Below are 14924 nucleotides of genomic sequence, written 5' to 3' on the forward strand. Positions count from 1 at the left end.
CCCTTGCGGTGGGCGCGGCACACGGGGATTGGCGATGAAGTATGTCAGCACGCGGGGCCAGGCCGCCTCGCTCGATTTCGAAGGCGTCACGCTGGCGGGCCTCGCGTCCGACGGTGGCCTCTACGTGCCCGAAGCCTGGCCGCAGTTCAGCCATGATGAGATCGCCGCCATGGCTGGCCTGCCCTATGCCGAACTGGCCGCGCGGATCATGGCGCCTTTCGTGGGCGACAGCCTTTCGCCCGAACGCCTGCGTGAATTGACCGGCCAGGCCTATGGCCGTTTTGCCCATGCCGCCGTCACCCCGCTCAAGCAACTCGACGAGCGGCAATGGGTGCTCGAGCTGTTCCACGGCCCGACTCTGGCATTCAAGGACGTGGCCTTGCAGATGCTGGGCCTGCTGTTCGAGGAATTCCTGGCCCGGCGCGAGGATCACCTGACCATCGTGGGCGCCACCTCGGGCGATACTGGCTCTGCCGCGATCGACGCCGTGGCCGGCCGCGCCAAGGTCGATATCTTCATGCTGCACCCCCACGGCCGCGTGTCTGATGTTCAGCGCCGGCAGATGACCACGATGATCGCGCCCAACGTCTATAATATCGCCATCGACGGCAGCTTTGACGATGCCCAGGCGATGGTGAAGCGCATGTTCAACGATGCCGCGATCACTGGCACTTATGGCATTGCTGCGGTCAATTCGATCAACTGGGCGCGGCTGATGTCGCAGGTGGTCTATTATTTCGCCGCCGCGCTGCAACTGGGCGCGCCGCACCGCAAGGTGGCCTTCTCGGTGCCGACCGGCAATTTCGGCGACGTGTTCGCCGGCTATGTCGCGGCGCAGATGGGCCTGCCGGTGGAGCGGCTGATCGTGGCCACCAACATCAACGACATTCTCCACCGCGCGCTGTCGGCTGGGGACTATTCGGCCAGCACGGTTACGCCCACGGCGGCGCCGTCGATGGATATCCAGGTCTCGTCCAATTTCGAACGCCTGCTGTTCGATGCCTGCGGGCGCGATGCTGCGGTCCTCGCTGCGCAGATGCAGCAGTTCGATGCCACCAAGGCGCTGCAACTGACCAATACCCAGCGTGCAGCGATCGGCGGCCTGTTCACCAGCGCGCGCTGCGATCCCGCACAGATGGCCCAGGCCATGCGCTGGGCCTATGAGGCAGCCGGCGAAGTGCTCGATCCACATACCGCGATCGGCCTGCATGCCGCGCGCGTGGCCGAAGGGCTGCCGACCGATGTGCCGGTGGTGACCCTGGCCACCGCCCATCCCGCCAAGTTCGTCGATGCGGTGGAGCGCGCCACCGGCGTGCGCCCGCCGCTGCCTGCGCGGGTGGGCGATCTGTTCGAACGGCAGGAACGCTGCGACCACCTGCCCGGCACGTATGAGGCCGTGGCAGCCTACGTAACCGAGCGCGCGACACCCAAGATCGGGCCCAAGATCGGCAAGAAGGACGCCTGATGGCCGTGCTTACGCTCCAGCCGCAGTTGATGGTGGGATCGCCTTGGGGGGATTTCGCCCTCATCGATTCGGGCCATGGCCGCAAGCTTGAGCGCTATGGCCCGCATCGCTTCATCCGCCCTGAACCCCAGGCGATGTGGGCGCCGGCGCTGGGCGAATGGGCCGCCGACGGCGAATTCGTGCCCGGTTCCGACGAGGATGGCGGCGGGCGCTGGCTGTTTGACAGCCAGGTGCCGCGCGAAGGCTGGCCGCTGGCGTGGAACGCGGTGCAGTTCACCGCCAGCTGCACGCCGTTCCGTCACCTGGGCTTTTTCCCCGACATGGCGCCGGTGTGGGACTGGATGGGCGAACGCTTGGCCGGGCGTGACGATGCCGCCACGCTCAACCTGTTCGGCTATACCGGTGTCGGCACGCTGTCGCTGTCGCGCTTTGGCCCGGTTACCCATGTCGACGCCTCGAAAAAGTCGGTCGCCCAGGCCCGCGCCAATGCCGCGCTTTCGGGCATGGATGGCCGCCCGGTGCGCTGGATCGTTGACGATGCGGCCAAGTTCACCGCGCGCGAAGTGCGCCGGGGCAAGCGCTACGATGGCATCATCCTCGATCCGCCCAAGTTCGGTCGTGGGCCGGAAGGCGAAGTGTGGCGCCTGGAAGAAAGCCTGCCCGGCCTGATCGCCGATTGCGCCCGCCTGCTCGATGCCAACAGCAGCTTCCTGTTCCTGACGGTCTATGCCGTGCGCATGTCCTCGCTCGCCATTGGCGGCTTGCTGGCCGAGGCTTTGGCGCACTTGCCCGGCACGATCGAGCATGGCGATCTGGCCCTGGCCGAGGAAGGACCGGGCGGGCGCGTGCTGCCCACGGCGATTTTCGCACGGTGGAACCGCGCGGCATAAGCGCGGCTGATGCTGGACATTCGCGCGGCCAAGTGCCAATGGCGCGCGCGTGTCTGACAGCCTGATCCTCGAAGTCGCCAATGTCGAAACCGATGTCCTGACCGGGATCTATTCGGAAGAGACCGGCCGTCCGCAGCCCCTGCGGATCTCCATCCGTGCCTGGCTGCGTCCCCAGGACCGCTACACGGCCGATTGCCCGCTGACCGCGAGCAAGAACTACATGGACCTCAAGCACGCCGCGAGCGACGGATTGCCCAAAGATGTGCATTTCCAACTGATCGAATCGGTTGCAGACCACATCTGTGAGACGTTGTTCGTACAGGATGCGCGGGTGACCCAGGTGGAAGTGAAAATCGTGAAGCTCGCCATCAGCGAGGCTGGAGAAGATATCGGCATGACGCTTACCCGCGCCCGCCGCGGATGAGCGCGCCACGCCCGCTGGCGCTGGTCACTGGCGGATGGCGCCGAATCGGGGCCGCGATTGCCCGCAAGCTGGCGCAGGAGGGTTGGGACCTGGCGCTGCACGCGCACCATGCGCACACCTTCGATCCCGAATTCACCGCCCAGCTGCAGTGGCTGGGCGCGACGGTGCATCCCCTGGCAGGCGATCTGGGCGATAGCGCCTTTCCGGCCGCGATGCTGGCGGATGTCATCGCCCGCGCCGGCCAGGCACCGCGCCTTCTGGTCAACTGCGCGTCGCTGTTTCAGGACGACACGATCGCCAGCCTCGCACCCGAGGCGCTGGATCAGCATTTCGGCGTCAATCTGTTTGCGCCACTGCTGCTGACCCGTGCCTTTGCCGAGGCGCTGGGTGAGGACGAAGGCGCCGTGGTCAATATTCTCGACCAGCGCGTGCAGAACCCGGTGCCCGACCAGTTGAGCTACACCCTGTCCAAGCAGGCGCTGCATGCCGCGGTGCGCACCCTGGCGCGCGCGCTGGCGCCGCGCGTGCGGGTCAACGGCGTGGCGCCAGGGCTGATCCTGCCGACGCAGGATTATGACGCCGATCAGTGGCACCGCCTGGAAGAGATCATGCCCTTGAAGCGGCTGCCTGGGGCCGATGAAATCGCCGATGCCGTGCACTATCTGGCGACGGCGCGCGCGGTGACCGGACAAACTCTTTTCGTCGATGCCGGCGCAAGCCTTGAATCCTACCCTCGGGACTTCGTATATCTCGAGCGATGACAGCGCCCGCGCCTCTGGTTGACCGCTTTGCGCGGGCCATAACCTATCTTCGCCTGTCGGTGACAGACCGCTGCGACCTGCGCTGCACCTATTGCATGCCCGAACGCATGACGTTCCTGCCGCGTGCCGAGGTGTTGAGCCTGGAAGAGCTGTACAAGGTGTCGCGTGCGTTCATCGATCGCGGCGTCACCAAGCTGCGCCTGACCGGCGGAGAGCCGCTGGTGCGGCGCGACATGGTCGATCTGGTACGCGCGCTGGGCCGCCACCTGGGCGGGGGCGGGCTCCAGGAACTGACGCTGACGACCAATGGCACCCGGCTGGCCGAATTTGCCGACGATTTGGTGGCAGCCGGCGTGCGCCGCATCAACGTGTCGCTTGATACGCTCGACCGCAGCCGCTTTGCCGCGCTGGCTCGGCGCGATAGCCTGCCCCAAGTGCTAGAAGGCCTGGCGGCCGCGCGGGCGGCTGGCCTCAAGGTCAAGCTCAACGCCGTGGCGCTCAAGGGCGTGAACCAGGACGAATTGCCCGATCTGATCGCCTGGGCCCATGGCCAGGGTCATGACGTGACGCTGATTGAAGTGATGCCGCTGGGCGATGTCGAGGAAGATCGCCTCGATCATTACCTCCCGCTCGATGCCGTGCGCCGCGATCTGGAACAGCGCTGGACGCTGGTGCCCAACGCAGTGAGCACGGGTGGGCCGGCGCGCTATGTCGATATTGCCGAAACCGGCGGTCGGCTGGGTTTCATCACGCCTTTGACGGGCAATTTCTGTGCCACCTGCAACCGCGTACGGGTTACGGCCACGGGCCAGCTCTACATGTGCCTGGGCGGGGAAGGGCGTGTCGACCTGCGCGCCGCGCTGCGCTCTGACGATCCCGATGCCGCGCTGACCGATGCCTTTGCCCGCGCCATGGGCGAAAAGCAGGAACGCCACGCCTTTGCCATCGACCGCGCTGGTGCTGCCCCAGCGGTTTCGCGCCATATGTCGACGACCGGGGGCTGATCGCCATGGCCAAGCTCGTGTTTCTCGGCCGCCTGGAAGACCGCGCCGGCTGTGCGGAAATGGCTGTCACGCCTGGCCCGCTTGCCGATATCCTCGCCGGGCTCGACCCTGCGCTGGCGCTCGACTTGTTGGGCGAGCGGGTGCGCTGGGCGCTCAATGGCAAGCTGGTGGGCGAAAGCGAAGCGATGGTGCTGGGCGAGGATGACGAAATTGCGTTCCTGCCACCGGTGAGCGGCGGCTGAGGCGGCGGGGGCTTTGGGGGCTTCGACAAGCTCAGCCCGAACGGACTTCCGGCTGGTTGGCTTACCCCCCGTTCGCCCTGAGCCTGTCGAAGGGCGCCGTGCGCAATGCCACCCACTTTAGACCCTGAAAGCTATTTTCGCAGGGCAGGTTTTTGACAGCGCGCCCCGGCATCCGTATGGGAACGGCGCTTGCCGGGCCAGCTTGCCCGGCCCCATGGCCTGATCCCATCGCGGGTGCGGGGCCGATTGCCAAGGAAAGCCATTTCGATGTCTCAGCCCCAGGTGGAAGTCGCCACGCTCGAACCCACGGCCGCAGCCACGGTGGAAACCGTGCTCACGGTCAAGCACTGGGACGAGCGTCTGTTCAGCTTCACCGTGACCCGTCCGGCCTCGTTCCGCTTCCGCTCGGGCGAATTCGTGATGATCGGCCTGCAGGGCGACAACGGCCGCCCCCTGCTGCGCGCCTATTCGGTGGCCAGCCCGGCGTGGGCCGAGGAACTGGAATTCCTCTCGATCAAGGTGCCCGATGGTCCGCTGACCTCGCGCCTGCAGAAGATTCAGCCGGGCGACCAGATCTATCTTGGCAAGAAGCCGACCGGCACCCTGGTGACCGATGCTCTGCTGCCGGGCAAGCGCCTGTTCATGCTGTCGACCGGCACCGGCCTGGCGCCGTTCCTGTCGCTGGCGCGCGATCCCGATGTCTATGAATACTATGAACAGGTCGTCGTGGTGCATTCGGTGCGCAAGGTCAGCGAGCTGGCGTTCAACGAAGAGCTGTCGAGCGGCTTTGCGGAAGACCCGCTGGTGGGCGAACAGGCCGCGCAGCAGCTGCACTATGTGCCCACCGTCACACGCGAGCCGTTCAAGAACAACGTGCGCATCGACAAGCTGATCGAAAGCGGCGTGCTGTTCGAGGGCATTCCCGGCGAGGCGCGCCTCGATCCCGCCACCGACCGCGTCATGCTGTGCGGCTCGATGGACATGATCAAGGACTTCGCCGCGCTGCTCGAAGGCATGGGCTTTGTCGAAGGTTCCAACGCCAAGCCGGGCGATTTCGTGATCGAACGCGCGTTCGTCGGCTGATCGGCATGACGGCAGACGTCCGTCTCACCGATGCGGCGTTTGACCCCGCCGCGCTGCTTGCTGCCTTTACCGGGCGGTTTGGCGGCGCTGGCGGGGTTGTCAGTTTTCTGGGCCAAGTGCGCGATGGCGATGGGGATGGTGTGGAGGCGCTGGAGTTGCGCCACTATGCCCCGCTTACCCTGCCGGGGATGGAAGCGCTGGCGGCCACGGCCCTGGCGCGCTGGAGCCTGGAAGGGTTGCTGGTGATCCACCGCCATGGCGTGATGCTGCCGGGCGATCCGATCGTAATGGTTGCCGCCGCCGCCCGCCACCGGCGCGAGGCGTTTGCCGCCACCGATTTCGTGATGGACCACCTCAAGAGCGACAGCTGGTTCTGGAAGCGGGAAAAGACCGCGTCCGGCTGGCGCTGGATCGAACCGCGCACCCAGGATTTGGCCGACCGCGCGCGCTGGTAGGGCGTCAGCCCTTCAACTGCGCCAGCACGCTATCCTGCTGCGCCACGCGCGCGGCAACCGAATCGCGGGTATTGATCACATGCGCCGCATCGGGGCCGGGATGGTCGACAGCGGCGATTTCAGCTTCCGTCGCCATCTGATCGAGATCAGCCAGAGCGATCGCGGTGTCGCTACGCGCCGATTCGAGGCGGGCCAGCGCCACTTGGGCCAGGTTCCAGGTCTCACTGCCATTGGCGGCATTGTGCGCACGCGCGGCAGCGCGGGTGGCTTCGGGCACCAAAGCGATGAATCGGGCATCCGCCTCGCGTGCACGCTCTTCCAGTGCGGCCAGGCGCTGGGGCAGCGTGGCATCGGCGGGAATCGGTGCCGGCGCTGCTGCCGCCGCATCGGCTGGCGCGGCCTTGGCCTGGCCAAACGCGCGTTCCGCAGGGCGAATCGCCAGCGAGGGAAAACGCCCGCGATCGGGCGAGCAGCCGCCCAGGACCAGGGCAGGGGCGGCGATCAGGCCAACAAGGCAAAGCCGTTGCAGGGCGAGGAAGCGAGTGGACAGGCAAGCCATGGCGGTGCCATAGCACGTGGGCGGCCAATGGCCAGCGGTAGGGGCCCTGCTTCGCGCATTTCCCACTTCCCCGGCGTTGACATGCCGGCCCGCTTGGACTATCCGCGCCGCTCTTTCCGGGGCTTCGCATGATTGCGGGGAACCGGCACATTGCCCGCTGTCCGCGATTCGGAATTGGCCGATCGGGGTGCTTGGTGGGTCAGGCATTTGAAACGGATAGCAGAACCATGTTCGCAATTGTGCGCACGGGCGGCAAGCAGTATCGGGTGGCCGCCGGAGATAAGATCGCGGTGGAAAAGCTGGCTGGCGAAGCCGGTGAAACCATCACCCTCGGTGACGTCCTGCTGGCTGGCAAGGATGGCGAACTGGCCGACGCTTCGGCCATTACCGTTTCGGCGGAAATCATCGCCCAAGCCAAGTCGGAAAAGGTCGTGGTGTTCAAGAAGCGCCGCCGTCACAACTATCGCCGCAAGAACGGCCACCGCCAGCAGATGACTCTGCTGCGCATCGTGTCGGTCGCCTGAGCGCCAGTTCGGAGTAAGCAGAGATGGCACATAAGAAAGCAGGCGGCTCGTCGCGCAACGGTCGCGACTCGCAGTCCAAGCGCCTTGGCGTGAAGAAGTTCGGCGGCCAGGACGTGGTCGGCGGCAACATCATCATCCGTCAGCGCGGCACCCGCGTGTACCCCGGCGCCAATGTTGGCCTCGGCAAGGACCACACCCTGTTTGCGCTTGCCAACGGCCGCGTGCGTTTCCACGCCGGCAAGCTTGGCCGCAAGTACGTGTCGGTCGACGTTATGGCCGAAGCCGCCGAATAAGCGGATGGTCATGCCAAGGGCCATCCTGATGGGATGGCCCCGCCGGTTTCGCGCCGGCTGAACGAGGGAGAGGGGCCTTGCCCCATCTCCCTTTTTCTTTGTCTCCCTCATCCGCAACGGCGCCATTTGCCTCGAAAACCGAAGCACTTGGCGCAGCACGCAATATCCCTGTCATCGGAAAGTGCATAAGCATCCGGCGAAAGGGAGCGGTTGACTGGAGATTACCGATGTTCATTCGCAGCGAGCGGCTGTTCCTGCGGCCGGGTTGGCCCGAGGATTGGGCCGAACTCTATGCCCTGATTGATGACGAGGCGGTGGTGCGCCATCTGGCGCGGGCGCCCTGGCCCTATCGTGCCGATGATGCGCGGGCCTTTGCTGCCCTGGCGCAGGACGGCCGCTATCCGCATTTCTTCGTTACCCTGCCAGGCCCCGAAGGCGCGCAACTGATTGGCAGCGTGGGCCTGATGCCCGATGAGCACGGCCCGCCCGGCGCGGCGCCGCTGCTCGGCTATTGGGTGGCCCGTGCCCACTGGGGGCGTGGCTTTGCCACCGAGGCGGCGCGGGCAGTGCTGACGCTGGCGGCCACGCTGGGCCATCGCCGTGTGGCGGCCCGCCACTTCCTCGACAATCCCGCCTCGGGCCGGGTCCTGGCCAAGCTGGGCTTCCGCTCCACCGGCGAGATTCGCCCTGGCGCCAGCCGGGCCCGCGACGGTGTGGCGCCCACGCTCGGCTATGCCCTGGATCTCGATCCGCCTGGCAATTGCGATGGGGATCGTCGCCTGGCCGCCTGACGAAAAAGGAAAAGCCCCTTCTGCCATGGGCCGAAGAGGCTTTTTCGTTGCAGCGCATGCCACCAGCCGCGTGAGAGTGATCAGCCAGGTGGAGCAGCCTCTGGCTCGGGAGCCTTTTCCGCCGCGCGGGCCTGTTCAAACTTGAGGCAATCGAGAATCTTTGCGCCGGCCATGAACACCGCGCAGGTCGTGGCCAGGAACAGCAGCTTGCCACCAAAGCCGGGAAAGCGCGTGAGATAAGCCTGCCCCCGTTCTACCGCGCCCAGGGCCAACGCATAAATCACCGCAAACGCCTCGAAGCGATTCTTGATCAGGAAGAGGCGGCCAATCTTGCGGAGCATGCGTTGTCCCTTGTCTCCATGCTGGGTTGGCGATCCGCCGGACTTCTCGCCACCCCGATCAGCAACCTTCGTGCCAATCCAATGAATACGGGCGCATTAAAGCTTAACGCGTCCTTCATTGTAAAGGGGGGCGACAATTCCATAGGCAGCAGCACAACGCCTGTCGGTTCCGTGAAGTTCCACTCAGTGCAGTTCGGCCAGGTCCAAGGCATCAAGCAGGGCCGCGCGGGCAGCGATCACGGTGTTCGTCAAGGCCTGCTGACCCAGGTCCCCAGCATCGATCTGCTCCGGCCAGTGTGTAGCAACCACCTGTTCCAGCTGGTCGATTCGTCCGTTGTCTAGCAGGAAGCGCGGATCGACCGTGGTGGGATCGGCCACCACGCGCAGCCGCAGGCATGCCGGGCCGCCGCCATTGGCCATGGATTGGCGCACGTCCACCGGCAAGACTTGGCGAATCGGCCCATTGCCGGCCAGCATCGTATCTAGCCAGCCGCGCACTGATGGTGTTTCCCAGGCTTCCAGAGGGATCACCAGCGCCATTTCCCCGCCCGGTAGGGTCAGCAGCTGGGCATTGAACAGGTAGGATTTGATGGCATCGGCAAGGTTTACCGCCCTGGCCGGCACGACGACGATTTCGGCCTCGGGCAGGCGGTGGCGAATCGCGGCATAGGTGCCCTCGGGATCGGCGAAGGCCTGTTCGTGGGTGAACAGCACGCGCTCGTTGGCGACGGCCACGACATCGTTGTGGAAAGCCCCGGCGGCGATCGCCTCTGGCGCTTGTTCCACGAACAGGCAGCGCGCCGGATCGAGCCCATGGACGCGGGCGATCGCGCGGCTGGCCTGTTCATGCTGCCGTGCCGGAAAGGCGCCGCCCGGGCGGCCATAAACAAAGATTTCCAGGCCCGCGGCGCCATGGCTGGTGGCCATGCGCATGTGGTTGGCTGCGCCTTCATCGCCAAAGCAGGGCGGCACGGCATCGTGCACGGCAAAGTGCGCGGCATCGCCAAAGGCCAGGCGCAACTGGCGCACCGTGTCGGGCCATTCCTGCGCGCGGTGGGGCATGGTCACCAGGTTGGCCGCAGACAGATGGCAGCGCCCGTCGGCGGTATCGGGCGCGGGGCTGACAGTGGCGGCATTGGCCGTCCACATCGCGCTGGCCGACCAGGCCGCCGCGCGCAGGCGGCGTTCGGCCTCGTCCGCCGGCTCTTGTCCGGCAAGACCCAGCGCCGCCAGGAGCCCCGGATTGGGGCGCGGCAACGGCGCAAACACGCCCTGGACCAAGCCAAGATCAAGGTTGTGGCGCATCTTGGCCAGCCCCTGCAGCGCAGCAGCGCGGGGATAGGACACCTGGCCAGCATGGTTGGCCGATGCCAGGTTGCCCAGGCTGAGCCCGGCGTAGTTGTGGCTGGGGCCGACCAGCCCGTCGAAGTTGATTTCCAGCAGTGCCATCTTGTTCGTTCCGTTCTTCAGCGGTCCACATGCCACACGGTGTCACCCGGCCGCACGTCCAGCGCGGCGGCGGCGACAGGATCGATTACCAGGCCATCGGCGCCTTGCGTCACTTCGCCCAGCGTGCAGCGGAACGTAGCGAGGCGCCCCGTGGCGGCCAGCACGCGGCGCACCGGGCCATGGCCTTCGGGCGCGGCGATGTGGGCCACGGTCTGCGCCGTGGCGCCGGCGATGGAGCGCACCTGATCGGTGCGGGCCGTCATCGTCGGGCCGCCGTCGAAAATGTCGACATAACCTTCATAGGCGAACCCTTCGGACTCCAGCATCCGCATGGCCGGCCGGCCGTTGAGGTGCGGCATGCCGATGGCCGTGCGCGCGCTTTCCGGCAGCATCGCCACATAAACCGGATGCTTGGGCATCAGGTCGGCGATGAACTGGTTGCCGTTCAAGGCGTTGAAATGATCGGCTTCCTGAAAGCCCATGCCAAAGAACTTGCCGCCCACCGCGTCCCAGAACGCCGATCCGCCGCGCTCGTCGATCACACCGCGCAGTTCGGCCAGGATACGCGGAGCAAAGCGGGCGCGGTGCATGGCGATGAACAGATAGCGGCTGCGCGCCAGCAGCATGCCCAGCCCGCCTGCGCGCTCTGCCGGATGGAGGAACAGCCCACCCACTTCGCTCGATCCTTCGAGGTCGGTGGCAAGATGCAGCATCTCGGCGCGGAACGTGCGGTTCAGTTCCTTCGAGTGCTGGGTCAGCGTGGTGAGGCGATAGGAATAGAATGGCCCACTGCGCCCGACGCAGGCAAAGATCTGCGCGGTGCCGCGCAATTCACCGGTCGCCACGTTTTCCAGCACCACCACGAACAGTTCATCGCCCGGCCCGTCGGGCAGGCTTTCGCGCGGGTCGGCCAGGCAGGCGGCGGCGCGATCGAGCTTGGCGCGCAAGGTGGCGCGATCGGCTGGCAGGTTGGTAAAGCCACTGCCGCCGAGCTTGGCCATCTCGTACATGGCTTCCACATCGGTGGGGCGGGCGGCGCGGATACGAAATGTCATGGCGCGCTATTCTCCCCCGGAAAGCCGATGCAGTACCAGTGCTGACAGCGCCGCGCGCTCCGCCAGCGAGGGCACGATCAGGAATTCTTGCGGCGAATGGATCGATCCGCCACGCACCCCCATCGTATCCACCACCGGCACCCCCAGTGCGGCGATGTTGTTGCCATCGCAGACGCCGCCGGTGTCCTTCCAGGCGATCGGCTGCCCCAGCGCCGCGCCGCAGTCGCGCACCAGGGTGAACAGCGCCAGCGCCGGTTCTGTCAATGGCTTGGGTGGGCGGCTGATCCCGCCGTGCACGTGGATCGTCACATCGTGTGTGCGCTCCACCTCTGTCACTGCCGCGCCCAGTGCCACGGCAAAGCCTTGTGCATCGGCCTCGGCCGCAGGGCGGATGTTCCAGCGCAGCACGGCCTTGTCGGGCACCACGTTGTTGGCGCTGCCGCCATCGATCCGCGCCGGGTTCACCGACAGGCCGGGGCGGTGCAGGGCCTTGAGCCGCAGCGCCAGGTCTGCCGCCGCGACGATGGCGTTGCGCCCGTCATCGGGGTTGCGCCCGGCATGGGCGGATCGGCCGGTGATTACCGCGGCATAGTTGCCGCTGCCTGCCCGCGCGCCCGCCAGCGTGCCATCGGGCAGGGCCGATGGTTCATAGGTCAGTGCCGCCGCCTTGCCGGCGGCAACCTGGGCGATCAGCGGCGCGGATGACAGGCTGCCGGTTTCCTCGTCGGAATTGATCAGCACGTCATAGCCGACCTGGTTCGCCACCGCACTGCGCTCGAACGCGGTCAGGGCGGCGAGCAGCACGGCGATGCCGCCTTTCATGTCGGCCACGCCCGGTCCGCCCAGCGTGGTGTCGTCGAGCCAAGTCGTGGTCTGGAACGGATCGCCTGGCGGGAACACGGTGTCCATGTGCCCGGTCAGCAGATAGCGCCGGGGCGCATCGGGCCGTACCCGCACCAGCAGGTGGGCGCCGTGGTCAAGCTGGCCCACGGTGCCATCGGCGGCCACGGTTTCCACGGGGGCCGGCGCCACCAGTTCGACCGTGCCGGGCAGCGCGGCAAAGGCATCGGCCAGGAGCGCGGCCTGGCGGGCAAGGCCGGCAAGATGGCGCGTGCCGGTGTTGATCGCGCTCCATGCCAGAACCTGGTCGAGCAGGGGGGCGCCGTCGATCGGGGCGAGCAGGGCCTGCTCGGTGGCGGAAAGCTGTTGCATCGGAAACCACACCTAGCCGTTCGCGCAGGCGGGGTGAACCCCTGTTGCCAAGCTGGCGCGAATCGGGCAGAACAAGGGTGTTCCTCCCCAGGTTCAATAGGCAGGTCGGCACAGATCCGGTATCCGATAGGGATGCGGTTCGATGGCCGGCATTGCCATGCCCGTTTTGATGACAAAGGCAGATGACCATGGGTGAGTTTACCGAAATTGCCGACCTGCGCCCCCGCACCACGCGGGACGGGTTGCAGGTGGATGCCGCGCTGGCCGCATTCCTGGAAAACGACGTGCTGGCGCCGCTGGGGCTGGATGCCTCGGCGTTCTGGGCGGGTTTTGCCGGGTTGGTGGCGCGTTTCACCCCGGTAAACCGCGCGCTTCTGGAAACGCGTGACACGATCCAGGCCGCGATTGACGCTTGGCACATGGCGCGCCGGGGCCAGCCGCATGATCCCGCTGCCTATCGCGCCTTTCTGGAAGAGATCGGCTATATCGTGCCCGAACCTGCGCCCTTTGCCGTGGGCACGCAGGACGTCGATCCTGAAATCGCCGCCATGGCTGGGCCGCAACTTGTCGTTCCCGTGCTCAACGATCGCTTCCTGCTCAACGCCGCCAACGCGCGCTGGGGCAGCCTGTATGATGCCTGGTATGGCACGGACGCATTGGATGCCGCGCCCGCCCGGCCGGGTGGCTATGACGCGGCGCGCGGCGCGGCGGTGATCGCGGCGGGGCGCGCTTTTCTGGACGCCACCCTGCCGCTGGCGCAGGGGGCGTGGGCCGATTGGGATGGGGAGGGCGTGCCCGCCTTGGCTGATCCGGCGCAATGGGTCGGGCACAAGCCGGGCGGCCTGCTGTTCCGCCACAACGGCCTGCACATCGAACTGGTGCTCAACCGCGCCCATCCGGTCGGCGCCAGCGATGCGGCGGGCCTGGCCGATATAGTGCTGGAAGCGGCGCTGACCACGATTGTCGATCTGGAGGATTCGATCGCGGCGGTCGACGCGGAAGACAAGCTGGTGGCCTATCGCCATTGGCTCGGCCTGATGCGCGGCGATCTGACCGCGCGATTCGCCAAGGGCGGCCAGACCATGCACCGCGCGCTGGAACCCGATCGCGATTGGACTGCTCCGGATGGCACCGCCTTTGCCCTGCCGGGGCGCAGCCTGCTGTTCGTGCGCAACGTTGGCCATCTGATGACCAACCCCGCCATCCTGCTGCCCGATGGATCGGAAATTCCCGAGGGCATCATGGATGCGGTGATCACCAGCGCCATCGCCATGCACGATGTGATGCGCCTGGGCCAACACCGCAACAGCCGGCAGGGCGCGATCTACATCGTCAAGCCCAAGATGCACGGGCCTGACGAAGTGGCCTTTGCCAATGACCTGTTCGATGCCGTGGAAGATCTGCTCAGCCTGCCGCGCCATACCGTGAAAGTGGGCGTGATGGACGAGGAGCGCCGCACCAGCGCCAACCTGGCGGCGTGCATCGCCGCCGTGAAGGATCGCGTGGTGTTCATCAATACCGGCTTCCTCGATCGCACCGGTGATGAGATCCACACCGCGATGCAGGCCGGTCCGATGATCCGCAAAGGCGCAATGAAGCAGGCCGGCTGGATCGCCGCCTATGAAGCGCGCAATGTCGGCATTGGGCTTGCCTGCGGCCTGTCTGGTAAGGCGCAGATCGGCAAGGGCATGTGGGCTGCGCCCGATCGCATGCGCGCCATGGTCGCCGAAAAGATCGCCCACCCGCGCACAGGCGCCAACACCGCCTGGGTACCTTCGCCCACGGCCGCCACGCTGCACGCCACGCATTATCACCAGGTGGATGTGTTCGGCCTGCGCCCCGAGATCGCCGCGCGGCCCATTCCGGCGCTCGATGCCTTGCTGGCGATCCCACTGGCCGATGGTACAAACTGGTCGGAAGAGGAAATCCGCGCCGAGCTGGACAACAACGCGCAAGGGTTGCTCGGCTATGTCGTGCGCTGGATCGACCAGGGCGTGGGCTGTTCCAAGGTGCCCGACATCGACGATGTCGGCTTGATGGAAGACCGCGCCACCCTGCGCATTTCCAGCCAGCACCTGGCCAACTGGCTGCTGCACGGGGTCTGCACGCAAGAGCAGGTGATGGATGCGTTGCGGCGCATGGCGGCCAAGGTCGATGCGCAGAATGCCGGGGATCCGGCCTATGAGCCGATGGCGGGCAACTGGGACACGAGCTTTGCCTTCCGCGCCGCCTGCGGCCTGGTGTTCGAAGGCGTGACCCAGCCCAGCGGCTACACCGAGCCGCTGCTCCACGCCTGGCGCCGCCGCAAGAAGGCGGCGCTTCTGGTGGCCGAGCTGGCCTGAACCGGACCGGCGGGGGCAGCATGATGCACGCTGC

17 protein-coding genes are annotated in these 14924 nt (G+C 66.5%); 12 read left to right on the forward strand and 5 right to left on the reverse strand.

The window, feature by feature from the left end; all coding sequences use genetic code 11:
* Positions 1–34 precede the first annotated feature (34 nt).
* The 8 genes from thrC to FHW97_RS00485 all read left to right on the forward strand — a co-directional run bounded on the left by thrC (position 35) and on the right by FHW97_RS00485 (position 6324).
* Positions 35–1465, forward strand: a complete 1431-nt coding sequence (thrC, locus tag FHW97_RS00450) for a threonine synthase (protein WP_171797730.1) — start codon at positions 35–37, stop codon at positions 1463–1465.
* The gene (locus FHW97_RS00455) at positions 1465–2355 is read left to right on the forward strand and encodes a class I SAM-dependent methyltransferase (RefSeq protein WP_171797731.1); all 891 of its coding nucleotides are present in this window, start codon (positions 1465–1467) and stop codon (positions 2353–2355) included. The genes thrC and FHW97_RS00455 overlap by 1 nt, the downstream gene beginning before the upstream one ends.
* 49 nt (positions 2356–2404) lie before the next feature.
* Positions 2405–2779, forward strand: coding sequence for a dihydroneopterin aldolase (locus FHW97_RS00460; RefSeq protein ID WP_022678091.1), 375 nt, complete (start codon positions 2405–2407; stop codon positions 2777–2779).
* On the forward strand, positions 2776–3540 hold the full coding sequence (locus tag FHW97_RS00465) for an SDR family oxidoreductase (RefSeq protein WP_171797732.1): 765 nt from the start codon (positions 2776–2778) through the stop codon (positions 3538–3540). The genes FHW97_RS00460 and FHW97_RS00465 overlap by 4 nt, the downstream gene beginning before the upstream one ends.
* On the forward strand, positions 3537–4544 hold the full coding sequence (moaA, locus tag FHW97_RS00470) for a GTP 3',8-cyclase MoaA (protein WP_171795222.1): 1008 nt from the start codon (positions 3537–3539) through the stop codon (positions 4542–4544). Before FHW97_RS00465 ends, moaA begins: the two co-directional genes overlap by 4 nt.
* A 5-nt stretch (positions 4545–4549) precedes the next feature.
* Positions 4550–4786: a MoaD/ThiS family protein gene (locus FHW97_RS00475; RefSeq protein ID WP_022678094.1), complete on the forward strand. Its 237-nt coding sequence runs from the start codon at positions 4550–4552 to the stop codon at positions 4784–4786.
* Between the two features lie 267 nt (positions 4787–5053).
* Positions 5054–5869 (forward strand): ferredoxin--NADP reductase, encoded by an 816-nt coding sequence (locus tag FHW97_RS00480; protein ID WP_171797733.1) that lies wholly within the window; start codon positions 5054–5056, stop codon positions 5867–5869.
* Positions 5870–5874: 5 nt separating this feature from the next.
* Positions 5875–6324 carry a molybdenum cofactor biosynthesis protein MoaE gene (locus FHW97_RS00485; RefSeq protein WP_022678096.1) on the forward strand — a complete coding sequence of 150 codons (450 nt, stop codon included), beginning with the start codon at positions 5875–5877 and terminating at the stop codon, positions 6322–6324.
* Positions 6325–6328: 4 nt separating this feature from the next.
* On the opposite strand, the gene FHW97_RS00490 is transcribed toward FHW97_RS00485, so the two are convergent.
* Positions 6329–6883, reverse strand: a complete 555-nt coding sequence (locus tag FHW97_RS00490; protein ID WP_022678097.1) for a hypothetical protein — start codon at positions 6881–6883, stop codon at positions 6329–6331.
* A gap of 227 nt (positions 6884–7110) precedes the next feature.
* Between FHW97_RS00490 and rplU the strand changes: the two genes are divergently transcribed.
* From rplU to FHW97_RS00505, 3 genes are all read left to right on the forward strand, one after another.
* On the forward strand, positions 7111–7407 hold the full coding sequence (gene rplU, locus FHW97_RS00495; protein WP_022678098.1) for a 50S ribosomal protein L21: 297 nt from the start codon (positions 7111–7113) through the stop codon (positions 7405–7407).
* A gap of 23 nt (positions 7408–7430) precedes the next feature.
* Positions 7431–7700: a 50S ribosomal protein L27 gene (gene rpmA, locus FHW97_RS00500; RefSeq protein WP_171795508.1), complete on the forward strand. Its 270-nt coding sequence runs from the start codon at positions 7431–7433 to the stop codon at positions 7698–7700.
* A gap of 227 nt (positions 7701–7927) precedes the next feature.
* Complete coding sequence (locus FHW97_RS00505; protein WP_054132264.1) at positions 7928–8491, forward strand: GNAT family N-acetyltransferase; 564 nt, start codon at positions 7928–7930, stop codon at positions 8489–8491.
* 80 nt (positions 8492–8571) lie between these two features.
* Here FHW97_RS00505 and FHW97_RS00510 read toward each other — a convergent pair whose 3' ends face one another.
* The 4 genes from FHW97_RS00510 to FHW97_RS00525 form a co-directional block, all read right to left on the reverse strand.
* A complete protein-coding gene (locus FHW97_RS00510; protein WP_171797734.1) occupies positions 8572–8832 on the reverse strand; it encodes a hypothetical protein in 261 nt (86 codons plus the stop codon).
* Positions 8833–9015: 183 nt separating this feature from the next.
* The gene (locus FHW97_RS00515; RefSeq protein ID WP_171797735.1) at positions 9016–10281 is read right to left on the reverse strand and encodes an N-succinylarginine dihydrolase; all 1266 of its coding nucleotides are present in this window, start codon (positions 10279–10281) and stop codon (positions 9016–9018) included.
* A gap of 17 nt (positions 10282–10298) precedes the next feature.
* Complete coding sequence (locus FHW97_RS00520; protein ID WP_171795511.1) at positions 10299–11336, reverse strand: arginine N-succinyltransferase; 1038 nt, start codon at positions 11334–11336, stop codon at positions 10299–10301.
* A 6-nt stretch (positions 11337–11342) separates the two neighbouring features.
* Entirely contained in the window at positions 11343–12548 is a 1206-nt protein-coding gene (locus FHW97_RS00525) for a hydrolase (protein ID WP_171797736.1), read from the reverse strand.
* Positions 12549–12736: 188 nt separating this feature from the next.
* Here FHW97_RS00525 and FHW97_RS00530 point away from each other — a divergent pair, with 188 nt between their 5' ends.
* Positions 12737–14890 carry a malate synthase G gene (locus FHW97_RS00530; protein ID WP_171797737.1) on the forward strand — a complete coding sequence of 718 codons (2154 nt, stop codon included), beginning with the start codon at positions 12737–12739 and terminating at the stop codon, positions 14888–14890.
* Positions 14891–14924 lie beyond the last annotated feature (34 nt).

The sequence above is a fragment of the Novosphingobium sp. SG754 genome (assembly GCF_013149315.1).
Classification (GTDB): Bacteria; Pseudomonadota; Alphaproteobacteria; order Sphingomonadales; family Sphingomonadaceae; genus Novosphingobium; species Novosphingobium capsulatum.

Coding starts and splice junctions, on each gene's coding strand:
- thrC (WP_171797730.1), top strand. CDS start 35: ATGAAGTATGTCAGCACGCGGGGCCAGGCCGCCTCGCTCGATTTCGAA.
- FHW97_RS00455 (WP_171797731.1), top strand. CDS start 1,465: ATGGCCGTGCTTACGCTCCAGCCGCAGTTGATGGTGGGATCGCCTTGG.
- FHW97_RS00465 (WP_171797732.1), top strand. CDS start 2,776: ATGAGCGCGCCACGCCCGCTGGCGCTGGTCACTGGCGGATGGCGCCGA.
- moaA (WP_171795222.1), top strand. CDS start 3,537: ATGACAGCGCCCGCGCCTCTGGTTGACCGCTTTGCGCGGGCCATAACC.
- FHW97_RS00475 (WP_022678094.1), top strand. CDS start 4,550: ATGGCCAAGCTCGTGTTTCTCGGCCGCCTGGAAGACCGCGCCGGCTGT.
- FHW97_RS00480 (WP_171797733.1), top strand. CDS start 5,054: ATGTCTCAGCCCCAGGTGGAAGTCGCCACGCTCGAACCCACGGCCGCA.
- FHW97_RS00485 (WP_022678096.1), top strand. CDS start 5,875: ATGACGGCAGACGTCCGTCTCACCGATGCGGCGTTTGACCCCGCCGCG.
- FHW97_RS00490 (WP_022678097.1), bottom strand. CDS start 6,883: ATGGCTTGCCTGTCCACTCGCTTCCTCGCCCTGCAACGGCTTTGCCTT.
- rplU (WP_022678098.1), top strand. CDS start 7,111: ATGTTCGCAATTGTGCGCACGGGCGGCAAGCAGTATCGGGTGGCCGCC.
- rpmA (WP_171795508.1), top strand. CDS start 7,431: ATGGCACATAAGAAAGCAGGCGGCTCGTCGCGCAACGGTCGCGACTCG.
- FHW97_RS00505 (WP_054132264.1), top strand. CDS start 7,928: ATGTTCATTCGCAGCGAGCGGCTGTTCCTGCGGCCGGGTTGGCCCGAG.
- FHW97_RS00510 (WP_171797734.1), bottom strand. CDS start 8,832: ATGCTCCGCAAGATTGGCCGCCTCTTCCTGATCAAGAATCGCTTCGAG.
- FHW97_RS00515 (WP_171797735.1), bottom strand. CDS start 10,281: ATGGCACTGCTGGAAATCAACTTCGACGGGCTGGTCGGCCCCAGCCAC.
- FHW97_RS00520 (WP_171795511.1), bottom strand. CDS start 11,336: ATGACATTTCGTATCCGCGCCGCCCGCCCCACCGATGTGGAAGCCATG.
- FHW97_RS00525 (WP_171797736.1), bottom strand. CDS start 12,548: ATGCAACAGCTTTCCGCCACCGAGCAGGCCCTGCTCGCCCCGATCGAC.
- FHW97_RS00530 (WP_171797737.1), top strand. CDS start 12,737: ATGGGTGAGTTTACCGAAATTGCCGACCTGCGCCCCCGCACCACGCGG.